We start from the raw sequence: 13,728 nt of genomic DNA, 5'->3' as shown, positions 1-13,728 counted from the left end.
CCACCGCCCGCTCAGGCGTCAGGCCAGGGGTCGCGCCGTGGCCACGGCGTCGGCGAACCACCGCGTGATCGAGGTGGGGTGGGTGATCGCGGTGCCGACGACGACGGCGTGCGCACCCCGCGCCAGTGCCTCGGTGGCCTGGGCCGGCGTGTGGATGCGACCCTCGGCCACGACCGGCACGTCGAGGGCACCGGCAAGGCGGGCGACCAGGTCGAGGTCCGGCCCCGCCAGCTTGGGCGTGTAGTCGGTGTAGCCCGACAGCGTCGTGCCGACGAGGTCGGCACCGGCCTCGGCGGCAGCGATGCCCTCCTCGAAGGTCGACACGTCGGCCATCACCAGGACGTCGTGGTGCTCGCGCAGGCCGGCGATGGTCTCGGCGAGGCTCAACCCGTCCGGTCGGCGGCGGCTGGTGCCGTCGAGGGCGACCACCTCCGCGCCGGCTGCGGCGACGGCAACGGCGTGCGCCAGCGTCGGGGTGATGAACACCCCCTCCTTGCCGTCCTTCCAGAGGCCGATGACGGGCACACCGAGGCCGGCGAGCATGGCCTCGATGTGGTCGATCCCCTGGGCGCGTACGGCGACGGCCCCACCGGCCACGACGGCCTGCGCGACCCGGCTCATGGTGTCGGCGGTGTTCATCGGCTCGTCGCCGTAGGCCTGGCAGGACACCACCAGTCCCCCGCGCAACCGCTCGAGCACGTCGATCATCAGGCTTCCTCTCCTACGAGTTCCCAGGCGAGCGCGGCGGCTCCGAGCAGTGCTGCGTCGCCGCCCAGCCCGGAGCCCACGATCTCCACGTCACGCAAGGACGGCAACAGCTCCGCGGCCGAGCCCTCGACCAGGGCGGCCCACCAGGGGTCGCCGGCGTTGACCACACCGCCGCCGACAACGACCACGTCCGGGTCGAGCACGTTGACCAGCCCGCCGATGGTGGCCCCGACCGCGAGCCCGCCGAGCCGGATGACCGAGGCTGCCTCCGCGTCGCCCGCGGAGGCGGCGGCGACCACCGCCTCGAGGTCGGCGACCTCCACGCCCGTCCGCCGCGTGTGCTCCCGCACCAGGGCCGGTCCACTGGCGATCGCCTCGAGGTGACCGGTGGCGCCGCAGCTGCACGGCAGGTCGCGCGCGTGCGCCGACGGCACGTGGCCGACGTGTCCGGCGGCGGCGTTGGCCCCGACCAGCGTGCCCCCGGGCAGCACGAAGGCTCCGCCCACGCCGGTGCCGACGGCCACGAACAGCGCCGTGCGACGGCCGCGGGCGGCGCCGTACCGGCTCTCCCCCAACGCGTGCGCATGCACGTCGTTGACGACGGTGGTGGCCAGGCCGGTGCGGGCGGCGAGCTCGCCGCGCAGGTCGGTGCCGGCCCAGCCGGGCAGCGCGTCGGTGGCGCCGAGCACGTGGCCGCCGACCGGATCGATCACGCCGGCGCTGCCGACACCCAGGGCCAGCAGGCGGTGCGCGTCGTCGCGCAACGACGCCACCAGCGCGGACGCCGTCGACAGCACTGCCCCGGCGCCGGCTCGCGCCGGTGTCGGGGCCTCACTGCGGCGTACGACGCCTCCGTCGCGGTCGACGAGGGCCGCCGCGGTCTTGGTGCCGCCGATGTCGACGACGGCGACCGTCTCGGTGGTGGGCATCTGGTTAGAGCAGCCCCGCCAGCTCGAGCTCGCCGCGGATGCGGGCGGTCTCGTCGGCGTCGAGCGGGCGCATGGGCAGGGACACCGCGTTGGAGTCGATGACGCCGAGCAGGGTGAGCGCGGTCTTGAAGGCGCCGACGCCGCGCGTGCTGCCCGCGGCCGTCGCGTCGGGGGCGTCGACGATCCGGAAGAGCCGGGTGAGCCGGTCCTGCTCGGCCTTCGCGGCCGCCCAGTCGCCGGCGCGGCAGGCGCGGTCGAGACGCACGTAGCCGTCCGGGTCGACGTTGCCCAGCCCGGGGACGGCGCCGGAGGCACCGGCGAGCATCATCGCGTCGACGACCACCTCGTGGCCGGTGAGGGTGACGAACTCGGCGTCGGGCAGCTCGTCGGCGAGCCGCACCAGCAGCTGGCGGAACGACACGTCGTCACCGCTCGAGTCCTTGACCCCGGCCAGCACTCCGTCCGCGGCGAGGCGCAGGTGCATGTCGACGGGGATCTTGGTGTGCACGCACACCGGGATGTCGTAGGACAGCATCGGCAGGTCGGTCGCGGCGTGGATCGCGCGGAAGTGTCGCTCGACCTCGTAGGGGCCGACCAACGTGTAGAACGGCGCCGTGGTGACGAGGGCGTCCACGCCCAGCGCCTGCGACGCGTGCGCGCGGTCGATGACCCGCTGGGTCGTCGGCTCGATGCAGCCGGCCATGACCGGGACGGCCCCGCCGGTCGTCTTCACGATCACCTCGAGGGCCTGGTCGCGCTGGGCGTCGGTCAGGAAGACCGTCTCGCCCGAGCTGCCGAGGGCGAAGAGTCCGTCCACCCCGGCCTCGAGCTGGCGCTCCACGAGCCGCTCGAGGGACGCCGTGTCCACGGCACCGTCCTCGGTGAGTGGAGTGACGGTGGGCGGGACGACGCCGCCGAATCGCGGCCTGGGGGTGTTCACGAGCTCTCCTTGACGTGCAGTGGTGTGTCGGTATGGGTGGCCGCCCGCGCCAGCTCGACGAGCTCGCCGTCGGTGGTGCCGGCCGGGATCGGGTGGTAGCAGCGGAAGTCGTGGGGCTTGCCGCCGTTGGCGGCACCGGGCTCCGGCCTCGGCATCTCGCCGGCGCAGATCTCGGTGGCCTTCCAGCAGCGGGTGCGGAACGGGCAGCCGCTGGGTGGCCTGGTCGCCGAGGGGACCGGGCCGACGAGCGGGATCGGGTCGAGCGGGGAGAGCAGGCCGGGGGTCGCCGAGAACAGCGCCCGTGTGTAGGGGTGCTGGGCACCCTCGGGCACCAGCGAGGCGGGTGTCTGCTCGACGATCCGCCCGAGGTACATCGTGATGATCCGGTCGCTGACCCGCTTCACCGTCTGGATGTCGTGCGAGACGAAGACCATCGCCAGGCCGAGCCGCTCCTTGAGGTCGAGGAGCAAGTTGAGGATCTGCGCGCGCACCGACACGTCCAGCGCGCTGGTCGGCTCGTCGGCGATGATCAGGTGCGGGTCGAGCGCGAGCGCCCGGGCGATCGACACGCGCTGGCGCTGGCCGCCGGACAGCTGGCTGGGCAGCACGTCGGCGACCGACTGCGGCAGCCCGACCAGCTCCATCAGCTCGGCGATCCGCGCGTCGCGCTCGGCCACGGTGCCGCGGCGGTGCACGTCGAGGGGGTCGCGCAGGATCTGGCGCACCGGCATCCGCCGGTTGAGCGAGGTGGCGGGGTCCTGGAAGATCATGCCGACGCCCGCGCCGATGTGCAGCCGGCGCTCGGCCGCGCTCATCGACCAGACGTCCTGGCCCGCGACCTGCACTTCGCCGCTGGTCGGTTTCTGCAGGCCGACCAGCACCTTGGCCAGCGTCGACTTGCCGCAGCCCGACTCGCCGACGACCCCCACCGTCTCGCCGGCGGCGATGGACAGGTCGGCCCCGGTCAGGGCATAGACGCGCTCGCGGTCGAAGATGCCGCCACCGCGGGTGCGGTGCACGACGTGGACGTCGGTCAGGCTGGCGATCGCCTGCGTGGGGACGGGGGTGGCGGTCATCGGGTCACCTCCGTGGCCTCGAGCTGGAGCGCGGGGTGGTGGCACGCGTAGCGGTGGTCGGGCTCACCGACGAGCGGTGGCGCCTGCTCGCGACAGATGTCGCTGGCCATCGGGCAGCGGTCGCTGAACCGGCAGCCGAGCGGGAAGTCCGCCGGCGACGGCACCACACCGGGGATCTGCGTGAGCCGCTCGGCGCCGGTCTCCAGCGACAGCACCGACCCGAGCAGGCCGCGCGCGTAGTGGTGTGCCGGGGCGCCGATCACGTCGGTGGTCACGCCCGACTCGACGATCTGGCCGCCGTACATCACGACCACGCGGTGCGAGACGTCACTGACCAGCGCGAGGTCGTGGCTGACCAGGATCAGCGCGAAGCCCAGCTCGGCCTGCAGCCGCAGCAGCAGCTCCATCACCTGCGCCTGCACGGTCACGTCGAGCGCCGTGGTGGGCTCGTCCGCGATCACCAGCCGCGGGTCGCGCGACAGCGCCATGGCGATGACGACGCGCTGGCGCTGACCGCCCGACAGCTCGTGGGGGTAGGCCGACAGGGTGCGCTTCGGGTCCAGCCCGACGAGGCCCATCAGCTCGACCGCCGTACGCGTGCCGCCGCGGCGGATCAGCTGCCTGAGCTGGCCGCCGATCGTGATCGACGGGTTCAGCGCGGAGAGCGCGTCCTGGTAGATCATCGCGATGTCGCGGCCCATCAGGGCACGACGCCGCGTGGCGTTGAGCGTCAGCAGGTCGGTGCCGTCGAAGGCCATGGTGCCGCGGATGCGGGCGCCCTTGGGCTGCAGCCCCATCACCGCGAGGGCGGTCAGCGACTTGCCCGAGCCCGACTCGCCGACCAGTCCCAGCACCTCGCCGGGGCGTACGGCGAAGGAGATTCCGTCGACGATGTCGACGCCGTTGTGCACGCCGGCGAACCCGATCGAGAGGTCCTCCACCGAGAGGATCGGCTCACCGGTCGGCCGCGGCCGGGCCCGCTCCCGCAGGCGCTGGGCCGCCTCGGCGAGGCCGGGCAGCTCGATCACCTTGCCGTTGCCGGGGCGAGCCTGCTCGAGCCGGTCGCCGACGACGACGTCGCGACGCACCAGGGAGCGCCGCGCGGCCGGGGCGGCCCAGGCGTCGGAGATGCCCTCGGAGAGCACGTTGAGCGCGAGCACCGTGAGCAGGATCAGCAGGCCCGGGAAGAAGGTGGCCCACCAGCCCCCGACCTGGACCATCTCCTTGCCGAAGGCGATGACCGAGCCCCACGAGGAGGCGGCGTCCTGCGGCGAGAGACCGCCGCCGATGAACGACAGCGACGCCTCGAAGACGATCGCGTCGGCGACCATCACGGTCACGAACACCATGATCGGCGCCGCGCAGTTGCGCAGGACGTGGCGCCACAGGATGTGCGGGCGGCGCGCGCCGATGATGCGCTCGGCGGCGACGTAGTCCTCGCGGTACTGCGAGAGCACGTTGGCGCGCACGATGCGGGCGACCGGCGGGATGAAGACGAAGCCGATCGCGACGATCAGCACGAACAGGCTGTTCTTGCCGAACGAGATGATGAGCAGGGCGGAGAGCACGATGGCCGGGAAGGCCATCACGACGTCGAGGACGCGCATGACGAGCTCGTCCACGGCGTTGCGCGAGGTTCCGGCGAGCGCACCGAGCAGCGCCCCGAACACCAGGGCGATCCCGGCGGCACCGAAGCCGACCATCAGCGAGCGGCGGGTGCCGGCGACCAGACGGGAGTAGACGTCGCGGCCGAGCTTGTCGAGGCCGAACCAGTAGTCCGAACCCGGACCTGTCAGTGGCGAGTCGAGCCCGGTCTGGGTCGGGTCGTGCTTGAGCAGCAGCGGCGCGAGCACTCCGACGAGCACGATGAGCAGCACGAAGCCGAGGGCGAACTGCGAGGTCAGGTTGAGACGGCGGAGGTGGTGCATCAGTGGCCTCCCCTCAGCCGAGGGTTCGCGAAGAGATAGAGGATGTCGACGACCAGGTTCACGACGACGAAGCCGAGGGCGATGGTCAAGATCGTGCCCTGCGCGAGCGCGGTGTCGTTCTGGCGGACGGCGGTCATGATCAGCGTGCCCATGCCGGGCAGCGAGAAGATCGCCTCGATGATCACGGTGCCGCCGATGAGGTAGCCGATCCGCAGGCCGAGGACCGTGAGCGGGTTGACGAGCGCGTTGCGCAGCACGTTGCGCCCGACGACGACGTGGGGCGGCAGGCCGGCGCCGATGGCGGTGCGGACGTAGTCGCGGTCGAGCTCCTCGACCATCGACGTCCGCACGATCCGGGCCAGCGAGCAGCCGACCGGCACCGCCAGCGCGAGGGCCGGCAGGGCGAGGGTCTCGAGGAACCCGCTCAGCGAGTCGGCCGGGTTGACGTAGCCACCGGTCGGGAAGAACGGGCGGCGTACGGCGAACTCCTGGATGAGCAGGAGGGCCAACCAGAAGGACGGCATCGCGATGCCGGCCATCGAGGCGAAGCGCATGACCTGGTCGGGCCAGCGGTCGCGGTAGAGCGCCGCGGTGATGCCGAGGGCCAGGCCGATCACCATGGCGCCGAGGACACCGAGGACCGTGAGCTGGATGGTGAGCGGGAGGGCCGTGGCGATCTTGCTCGCGACCGGCACTGAGGGCGGGAACGTCATCCCGAGGTCGCCGCGCACGAGGTCGCCGAGGAAGAAGAGGTAGCGCACCGGCAGCGGACGATCGAGGCCGTTGGCCTCCTTGAACGCGGCGACCTGGGCCGCCGAGGCCTGGTCGCCGAGGACGGACAGTGCCGGGTCGACCGGTGAGAACTGCATGACCACGAAGACGAACAACGTGATCCCCAGGACCAGCGGGACCAGGGTCAGCAGTCGCCTGGCGATCATGCTCAGGACAGTCAGCATGGGTTCACTCTCGATGAATCGGGGGAATGCGTCCTGCCCGGCTCGGGGGGAAGCCGGGCAGGACGCGGTGCGGCCGGATCAGGTCCGGTCAGTCCTTGCGCTCGGCATCGAGGAAGTACATGCCGGTGGTGGCGGCGCCCTCGAAGCCCTCGAGCGCGTCGGCGTCGTAGGCCGTCACGACCTGCGTGTGCAGGATCGGGTAGAGAGGCGCTTCCTCGGCGATGATGTCGAGCGCCTGCTTCCACAGGTCGGCCCGCTCGGTCTCGTCGTCGGCCTGCGAAGCCGCGTCGATGAGGTCCGCGACCTGCTGGCGCTCGGGAGCATCCCAGCGGTAGCGGTCCGACGGCCAGGTCGAGCCGTAGTAGAACCAGCGCAGCAGCAGGTCGGCGTCGGGACCGAAGACACTCGGGTCACCCGAGGCGAGCAGCACGCGGAACTTGTCCGAGGGGACGAGCTCGCCGTACACCGCGGCGGACGGGACGGTGTTGAGCGTCGCCTTGACGCCGATCGCCTTCCACGCCTCGATCACGAGCGGGGCGATGTCCTTGATGAAGGACGCATCGGTCGTGACCAGCTCGAAGGACAGGTCCTTGACGCCCGCGTCCGCGAGCAGCTGCTCGGCCTTGGCGGCGTCGTAGTCGTAGACCGTCGAAGCCTCCTGGTAGTCCGGGTTGCCCTCGTCGAGATAGCTGCTGGCGGGGGTGCCGAAGCCGCTCAGTGCGGTCTGGATGATCTTGTCCTTGTCGAGCGCGTAGTGCAGCGCCTGCCGCACCCGCTTGTCGTCGAAGGGAGCTGCGGAGTTGTTGAACATCAAGAACGCCTGGTTGAAGGCCTGCTTGGCCTCGACCTCGTAGGAGCCCTTCAGGGAGTCGACGTTGAGGTAGGGCACGGCCTCGATGGCCTGGACGCGACCACCCTCGAGGTCGGCGATCCGCGCGGCGGCGTCAGTGTTGGTGTTCCACGTCATGGTCTCCGCCTTCGCAGGAAGAGGACCGTTGTAGTTCTCGTTCTTCGAGAGCTTCAGGCCCGACTCGGCCGAGGCGCTGTCGAGCTTGTAGGGGCCCGAGCCGACCGGAGCGGTGTCGAAGGCCTCGGACGCGGCCTCGTCGGCAGTGAGCGCCTTGGGCACGATCTTGATGACGGCGATGCGCTGGGCGAAGAGCGGGAAGGGCGTCTTGAGCTTGAACTCGACCGTCGCGTCGTCGGTCGCGGTGACGCTCTCGATGAAGCTGATGAAGCCGTTCATCAGGGGCACGACCGCGGGGTCCGCCGGCTCGAGGACGCGCGTGAAGGAGTGGGCCACGTCCTCGGCGGTCACGGCGCTGCCGTCGGAGAACTTGGCGTCGTCGCGCACCTCGACGGTCCAGGTCAGGCCGTCCTCGCTGGCGACGGGGTCGGACTTGGCGAGCGCGAGGTAGGGCTCACGCGTCACCGGGTCGAGGTCGACGAGGCCCTCGAAGATGTGCTGGTTGGCCGCCGTGGCCACCGCGCTGGACGCGTTGTCCGGGTCGAAGCCGCTCGACAGCGCGAAGGCCAGCGTGGCCTCGATGCTGTTCGAGGAGCTGGCGCCGGAGTTGGTCGAGGATGGTCCGCTGCACGCGGCCGTGGCGACCGCGAGGCTGAGGGCCACGGCCACCGCCTTCGCGCCCGTCGTCAGCCGGCGTCGCACGCCCGCCGATCGGTCCGACCGTGTCGTGTCGGTGATGCTCACTGTTGCCTCCATCGGGGGTCAGAACCTGGCCGCGGAGACCGCCAGCGCTCTGTGTCGAGATGATGCGATTCGGAATTACTTCACCGGACCTATGACGTCTGATGTCTGATGCCGGTATGCTGAGCGTGACACGGATCACGACGGAGGGCAAGGCCATGAGCGGAACGAATCTGTCTCCCCAGCCGGACAACGGCATCCCGGCGAGGCGTCGCACGCGCCACCTGCGGGAGACGGTTGCCGACGACATCAAGCAGCTCATCCTCCAGCAGCGGCTGCGTCCCGGCGACCCGTTGCCGACCGAGGCGGAGCTGTGCGACGCCGTCGGCGCGAGCCGCTCCAGCGTCCGCGAGGCCGTCAAGACGCTCGCCGCGCTCGACATCGTGGAGGTGCGCCACGGCCACGGCACCTATGTCGGCGGGATGTCGCTGGCCGCCCTCGTCGAGAGCCTCGCGTTCCGCGGGCTGCTGAGCCAAGCCGACGACCACCTCGTGCTCTCCGAGCTGGTCGAGGTGCGCCAGACCCTCGAGCAGGGCCTGGCCGACCAGATCATCGCCGGCCTCGACGACGACCACCGCTCCGAGCTCTCGCTGCTCGCCGACGGCATGCGCCAGAAGGCGGCCGACGGCAAGGAGTTCATCGAGCTCGACCGCGAGTTCCACCTCATGCTGATGGAGCCGCTGGGCAACAACCTGATCCTGCAGCTGACGGGTGCCTTCTGGGACGTGCACACGATCGTCGCCCCCTCCCTGGAGACGACCAGCGAGAGCCTCCGGGTCACCGCGGAGCACCACTGCGACATCGCCGCGGCCGCCGTGGCCGGCGACGCCGACGCGCTGCGCACCGCCATCGCCAACCACTACGAGCCGATCCGGGCCTCGATCGCCGGCGCCCGCGCCCAGCGCGGCACCGCGTCCAGCGAGGTCTGATCCGCCAGTGCCGCACTTCGACCTGCCGCTCGCCGACCTGGCGACGTACCTCCCCGCACGCCGCGAACCTGCCGACTTCGACCGCTTCTGGGCCGACACCCTCACCGCCGCGCGCGCCGCGCCGCTCGACGTCGAGACGGCGCCGCACGCGACAGTCCTGCCGCTCGTCGACAGCCGCCACCTGTGGTTCTCGGGCTTCGACGGCGACCGCATCCACGCCCTGCTCATCGCCCCGTCCCCTGCCGTGGTCCCCGGCCCCGTGCCGATGGTCGTGCAGTTCCTGGGCTACGGCGACGGCACCGGCAGTCCCCTCGACTGGCTCGCGCTCCCGGCCGCCGGCTTCGCCACCCTCGTCGTCGACACCCGCGGGCAGGGCGCGCGGGCTCGCCGGGCGGGCGCGACCGGGGACGCCGCCGGCAGCGCGTCACCCCACGTCGAGGGGTTCCTGACCCGCGGCATCCTCGACCCGGCCGACTACTACTACCGGCGTGTCTTCACCGACGCAGTGCGAGCGGTCGAGGCGGCCGCCAGCCTCGACTTCGTGGACCCGAGCCGGATCGCCGTCGCGGGCGCCAGCCAGGGCGGCGGCATCGCCCTCGCCGCGGCAGCCCTCGCCGACGGCGTCGCGGCAGCGGTCGTCAACGTGCCGTTCCTGTGCCACATGCAGCGCGCCGTCGAGATCACCGCGCGGGCGCCGTACGCCGAGCTGCTCGCGTTCGTCCGCACCCACCGCGCCGACGCCGATCGCGCCCTCGCGACCCTCGACTACTTCGACGGCGTCAACATGGCCGCGCGCAGCGAGGTGCCGGCGCTGTTCTCGGTGGCCCTGATGGACGACGTGTGCCCGCCCTCCACCGTCTACGCGGCCTACAACCACTACGCCGGCACCAAGGAGCTCGAGGTCTACACCTACAACGAGCACGAGGGTGGCGGCGTCGCCCAGGACGAGCTCACCATCGCGTGGCTACGCGAACGGTTCGCCACGACCTGACGACGCCGCCACACCTCAGGGCCAGGGCAGCAGGTCCACGACGTTGCCCACCAGACGGGGCAGGTTCGCGGCACCGTTGGCCTGGGTGCCGACGAGGTGCACCGGGACAGCTCCGTCACCGGTGATCGTGAGGTTGGAGAAGGTGCACCCGGACAACAGCCACCGGGTGCCGACGAGCCGACTGGCCCGGACGTCGGTGTACCAGAGCGTGTTGCCGGTGAAGGTCGGCGGCAGCAGGCCCTCGATGGTGACGCCCCTCCCGGGATCGCGATCGACCCCTCCGACCGGGAACGCGAGGTTGGTCGTCCACCGCACAGAGCCACCACTGCCGTTGGAGTGGTTGAACGTGTTCCCCACGACGGACCCGTGGTTCCAGTTGTCGGCCGCGAGCGCGCCGTACGGGCTGGTCGCGGCGATCGCGTAGTAGGCGCCGTAGCAGTTCTGCAGCACGTTGCCGGTCACGGTCCAGTTGCCCGACGAGCTCCAGATGCCGAGCCGGCAGTAGGAGAAGTGGTTGTCGCTGAGCAGGGAGTACTCGCTGCGATCCGCCAGTGACACCCCGATGTAGCAACGCTCGAACGAGTTCCCCTGCAGCTTCACGCGGTAGTCGAAGTAGTTGTCGGCGGCCGCGCCGGTCACCACCACCCCGGCGCCGCGCCAACGCTGGAAGTCGCAGTCGAGGACGCGGACATTGGTGCACCGGGTGAGCCGGAGTCCGACGTGGCCGAACTCGGCGGGCGCGTTGACGACCTCCCCGTCCTGCCCGAGGAAGCGCACGCCGCGGATCGTGACGTTGCGACGCGACGTCGCCGCGAGGGCGCCGATGGCGCCACCCGCGACCGTGACGATCGCGCCGTTTCCCTCGATCAGGCACTCGTCGGGCAGGTCGGCGGTCCGGTCCAGGACGTAGGTCGCACCGGGCACGAGCTGGACCCGGGGCGTCTCGGCCAGCAGGGCCGTCCAGTCGTTGCCGTCCACGGGCGCCAGGACCGGGAGCCCGGAGCGCCCGGAGGAGTCCGCCACTGCCGGCTGGGCCGTGGCAGCCAGTCCTGCCAGGCCCAGCCCGGCCGCTCCGAGTCCGGTCAGGGCGCCACGTCGCGTCGTCGTCATCTCAGCCTCAACGGCCGGACCTCGGCCGCCGAGGCGAAGACCTTCCCGTCCGTGGCGCTGAGCGCCTCGAGCCGGACGTAGCGGGCGTCCTGCCGGGCGAAGCGCGCCTCCGCCAGGCCCTTGCCCGCCGGGAAGGTGCCCGAGGCGACCTTCGTCCACGTCGTGTTGTCCGAGCTGACGAGGACGTTGTAGTCGGCGATGTCGCCGTTGGTCCCCGTGGCCCGGCGCTGGTAGCGCAGCCCGGTCAGTGCCTGGGAGCTGCCGAGGTCCAGCGTGATCTGGTGCGGGTGGCCGGCCGCGGGGCTGGTCCACCTGGAGTGCCAGATGGTCGCCGAGCTGCCGTCGATCGCGTTCACGGCGCGGCCGTCCTCGCCCGCGGTCTCCTCGCTGGAGACCGAGGCGATCGCCAGGTCGGACGACGGCACGAGCTCCTCGCCGGGCCGGAGGTCGTCGGAGACCTCCACGCTGTGGATCGTGCCCACGAAGCCCCACCGGTTGCCCGGGGCTGCCGCCCCGCCGGCGACGGGGAGGTGCGCCCGGTTCATGCCCACGGTCAGGTTCGGCAGCCCACTGGGATTGAGGGCGTGCGGCTTGGTGAGCGCGGTGACGTCGGCGAAGAAGGCCTGACGGTTCACCTGGGCGATGAGCTCGCCGTCCAGGATCAGCGATGTCACGCCCGAGCTGCTCGCGGCGACCAGCTCGTGCTGCTTGCCGTCGGCCACGTCGACGTTGCTCTGCAACCGCACCGGATAGGTGCCGGACGCGGTGCGCACCTCGACGTAGGGCTTGCCACCGTTCAGCGAGACGACCACGTCGCGTACGGCGCTGATCGGGTCCGCGAGCGACAGCAGCGTGCCCACGGTGGGCCGCGCGGTGGTGCTGAACCGCACGGTCACCGCTCCGCCCGTCAGGTCCTTCACCGAGGCGACCCGGTCGGTCAGGTCGGTCATCGTCGAGCCGTCGTAGTCGCGCTCGACCAGGTCGCTCAGGACGGTGTTGCCGCCCTTGACGATGATGCTCCCGGAGCCCTGCGAAGAGCCCTTGTCGCTGGTGAGCTCGACCGTGTAGGGGTAGGCGTTGGTCGCCACTCCCTCGGGGACCTGGACGGGCACCCGCACGCTCGCGGTCGCCCCGGGGGCGAGCTTCGCGATCCGCACGTCCGGGGCCGTGAAGCCCTCCGGCAGGTCCAGCGACACGACGACGCCGTCGATGGCCCCCGTCTCCTGGCTGGTGATCGAGACCTCGACCTCGGCAGTGCCGCCGGCGGTGCCGGGGTCGGTCGTGCGGGCGGAGACCGGCGCGCAGAGGCCATCGAGCCAGTCCTCCCCGAAGCGCGCATAGGAGATGTGCTGGTAGCCACCGCGCTCGTAGAGCAGGCCGAACCGGCCGTCCGCGAGCGGCGTCAGCGTGGAGTACTCGGCGGCGCCGGGCTCCAGCACCCGCCGGATCGGCCAGGTCTCGCCGTTGTCGCAGGACTGCCGGATCGTCAGGTTGGACCGCCCGCTCTGGGTGGCGGTGTTGCTGAACAGCAGCTTGCGGGCGTCGGCCGACTGCGGCGCAGCCTCCGCGTCGTAGCGGATGATCGAGCCGTTGTTGGCCGGGTCGATCAGCTCGTCGTCGGTGTGCAGGCCCGACCAGCTCTCGCCGCCGTCGTCGGAGAAGGCGACCTTGCGGTAGCCGCCCTGCGCGCGGGAGTTGAGCATCAGCCGGCCGTCGGAGAGCTCGACCACCTTGTTCTCGTCCATCCCGGGGCCGAGGAGCTGGCCGAAGCGCCACGTCTCGCCGTGGTCGTCGCTGATCAGGCTGGCGGCCCAGTTGCCGCCCTGGTGGCGCACGGCGTACTGCTGGACGAGGCGACCGGCGTACGGGCCCCGACGGATCTGGATGCCCTCACCGGACGCGGCGAACAGTCCCGCCCAGGCGGGGTTCTTCGCCTCCTCGGTGAGCCGGCGGTGCTGCCAGGTCACACCGTCGTCGTCGGACCAGCTGACGTCGGCGTGCAGGACGTCGGGGTCGTCGTTGTCGTTGCCGGTGGTGGAACCGAAGTAGCCCTGGTTGATCGAGGCCGCGTGGAAGAGCCAGATGCGGCCCGTCTCCCGGTCGGTGACCAGGCTGGGATCGCCGTACCCGGGCTTGCCGGGCTCGTAGCGAACGACCTGCCGCTCCTGCCAGGTCGTGCCGCCGTCGGTGCTGCGGCGCACGACGAGCGCGATGTTGTTGGGGACGTCGCCGTACGTCGGGCGACCGTCGTAGGAGGCGATCAGGGTGCCGGCGTTGGACTCGGTCAGGGCCGGGATGCGGTAGACGGGGTAGCCGACGCCGGTGTGGTCGAGGTCGGTGGTGAACAGGGGCGCGGGTGCCGGGTCGTCCGCGTGCGCCGGGGTGAGGGGCGCGGTGACGAGGAGCGCGGCACACCAGGCTCCGAGGAGGCGGCGGGGAGGCGCGTGCATGGG

Annotated in this window: 11 protein-coding genes; 2 read left to right on the top strand and 9 right to left on the bottom strand. The window is 71.6% G+C overall.

The genetic code is table 11. The annotated features are described in order from the left end of the window. Positions 1 to 18: 18 nt before the first annotated feature. The 7 genes from C9J87_RS01145 to C9J87_RS01115 all read right to left on the bottom strand — a co-directional run bounded on the left by C9J87_RS01145 (position 19) and on the right by C9J87_RS01115 (position 8,248). Positions 19 to 708 carry an N-acetylmannosamine-6-phosphate 2-epimerase gene (locus C9J87_RS01145; protein ID WP_107704511.1) on the bottom strand — a complete coding sequence of 230 codons (690 nt, stop codon included), beginning with the start codon at positions 706 to 708 and terminating at the stop codon, positions 19 to 21. Then, a complete protein-coding gene (locus C9J87_RS01140; protein ID WP_107704510.1) occupies positions 708 to 1,637 on the bottom strand; it encodes an ROK family protein in 930 nt (309 codons plus the stop codon). The genes C9J87_RS01145 and C9J87_RS01140 overlap by 1 nt, the downstream gene beginning before the upstream one ends. Before the next feature lie 4 nt (positions 1,638 to 1,641). Further along, on the bottom strand, positions 1,642 to 2,577 hold the full coding sequence (locus C9J87_RS01135) for a dihydrodipicolinate synthase family protein (RefSeq protein ID WP_010831526.1): 936 nt from the start codon (positions 2,575 to 2,577) through the stop codon (positions 1,642 to 1,644). Continuing rightward, complete coding sequence (locus C9J87_RS01130; protein ID WP_010831525.1) at positions 2,574 to 3,653, bottom strand: oligopeptide/dipeptide ABC transporter ATP-binding protein; 1,080 nt, start codon at positions 3,651 to 3,653, stop codon at positions 2,574 to 2,576. The genes C9J87_RS01135 and C9J87_RS01130 overlap by 4 nt, the downstream gene beginning before the upstream one ends. Continuing rightward, the gene (locus C9J87_RS01125; RefSeq protein ID WP_010831524.1) at positions 3,650 to 5,581 is read right to left on the bottom strand and encodes a dipeptide/oligopeptide/nickel ABC transporter permease/ATP-binding protein; all 1,932 of its coding nucleotides are present in this window, start codon (positions 5,579 to 5,581) and stop codon (positions 3,650 to 3,652) included. The genes C9J87_RS01130 and C9J87_RS01125 overlap by 4 nt, the downstream gene beginning before the upstream one ends. Further along, on the bottom strand, positions 5,581 to 6,537 hold the full coding sequence (locus tag C9J87_RS01120; protein WP_010831523.1) for an ABC transporter permease: 957 nt from the start codon (positions 6,535 to 6,537) through the stop codon (positions 5,581 to 5,583). The genes C9J87_RS01125 and C9J87_RS01120 overlap by 1 nt, the downstream gene beginning before the upstream one ends. A gap of 88 nt (positions 6,538 to 6,625) precedes the next feature. After that, entirely contained in the window at positions 6,626 to 8,248 is a 1,623-nt protein-coding gene (locus tag C9J87_RS01115; protein ID WP_010831522.1) for an ABC transporter substrate-binding protein, read from the bottom strand. 155 nt (positions 8,249 to 8,403) lie between these two features. Between C9J87_RS01115 and C9J87_RS01110 the strand changes: the two genes are divergently transcribed. Together C9J87_RS01110 and C9J87_RS01105 are read left to right on the top strand one after the other, a co-directional pair. Next, entirely contained in the window at positions 8,404 to 9,174 is a 771-nt protein-coding gene (locus tag C9J87_RS01110) for a FadR/GntR family transcriptional regulator (RefSeq protein WP_036491982.1), read from the top strand. A 7-nt stretch (positions 9,175 to 9,181) separates the two neighbouring features. Beyond that, positions 9,182 to 10,165, top strand: coding sequence for an acetylxylan esterase (locus C9J87_RS01105; RefSeq protein WP_107704509.1), 984 nt, complete (start codon positions 9,182 to 9,184; stop codon positions 10,163 to 10,165). Positions 10,166 to 10,180: 15 nt separating this feature from the next. Here the strand turns inward: C9J87_RS01105 and C9J87_RS01100 are convergent, their stop codons facing one another. Together C9J87_RS01100 and C9J87_RS01095 are read right to left on the bottom strand one after the other, a co-directional pair. Beyond that, on the bottom strand, positions 10,181 to 11,275 hold the full coding sequence (locus tag C9J87_RS01100) for a right-handed parallel beta-helix repeat-containing protein (protein WP_107704508.1): 1,095 nt from the start codon (positions 11,273 to 11,275) through the stop codon (positions 10,181 to 10,183). Beyond that, positions 11,272 to 13,725 carry an exo-alpha-sialidase gene (locus C9J87_RS01095; protein WP_107704507.1) on the bottom strand — a complete coding sequence of 818 codons (2,454 nt, stop codon included), beginning with the start codon at positions 13,723 to 13,725 and terminating at the stop codon, positions 11,272 to 11,274. Before C9J87_RS01095 ends, C9J87_RS01100 begins: the two co-directional genes overlap by 4 nt. Positions 13,726 to 13,728: the final 3 nt, after the last annotated feature.

The organism is Nocardioides allogilvus (assembly GCF_003047285.1).
Classification (GTDB): Bacteria; Actinomycetota; Actinomycetes; order Propionibacteriales; family Nocardioidaceae; genus Nocardioides; species Nocardioides allogilvus.
This window is presented reverse-complemented; position numbering and strand designations above follow the sequence as displayed.

Excerpts from the sequence above, each read along its gene's own strand:
- C9J87_RS01110 (WP_036491982.1), top strand. The coding sequence starts at position 8,404 with ATGAGCGGAACGAATCTGTCTCCCCAGCCGGACAACGGCATCCCGGCG.
- C9J87_RS01125 (WP_010831524.1), bottom strand. The coding sequence starts at position 5,581 with ATGCACCACCTCCGCCGTCTCAACCTGACCTCGCAGTTCGCCCTCGGC.
- C9J87_RS01140 (WP_107704510.1), bottom strand. The coding sequence starts at position 1,637 with ATGCCCACCACCGAGACGGTCGCCGTCGTCGACATCGGCGGCACCAAG.
- C9J87_RS01145 (WP_107704511.1), bottom strand. The coding sequence starts at position 708 with ATGATCGACGTGCTCGAGCGGTTGCGCGGGGGACTGGTGGTGTCCTGC.
- C9J87_RS01130 (WP_010831525.1), bottom strand. The coding sequence starts at position 3,653 with ATGACCGCCACCCCCGTCCCCACGCAGGCGATCGCCAGCCTGACCGAC.
- C9J87_RS01100 (WP_107704508.1), bottom strand. The coding sequence starts at position 11,275 with ATGACGACGACGCGACGTGGCGCCCTGACCGGACTCGGAGCGGCCGGG.
- C9J87_RS01120 (WP_010831523.1), bottom strand. The coding sequence starts at position 6,537 with ATGCTGACTGTCCTGAGCATGATCGCCAGGCGACTGCTGACCCTGGTC.
- C9J87_RS01095 (WP_107704507.1), bottom strand. The coding sequence starts at position 13,725 with ATGCACGCGCCTCCCCGCCGCCTCCTCGGAGCCTGGTGTGCCGCGCTC.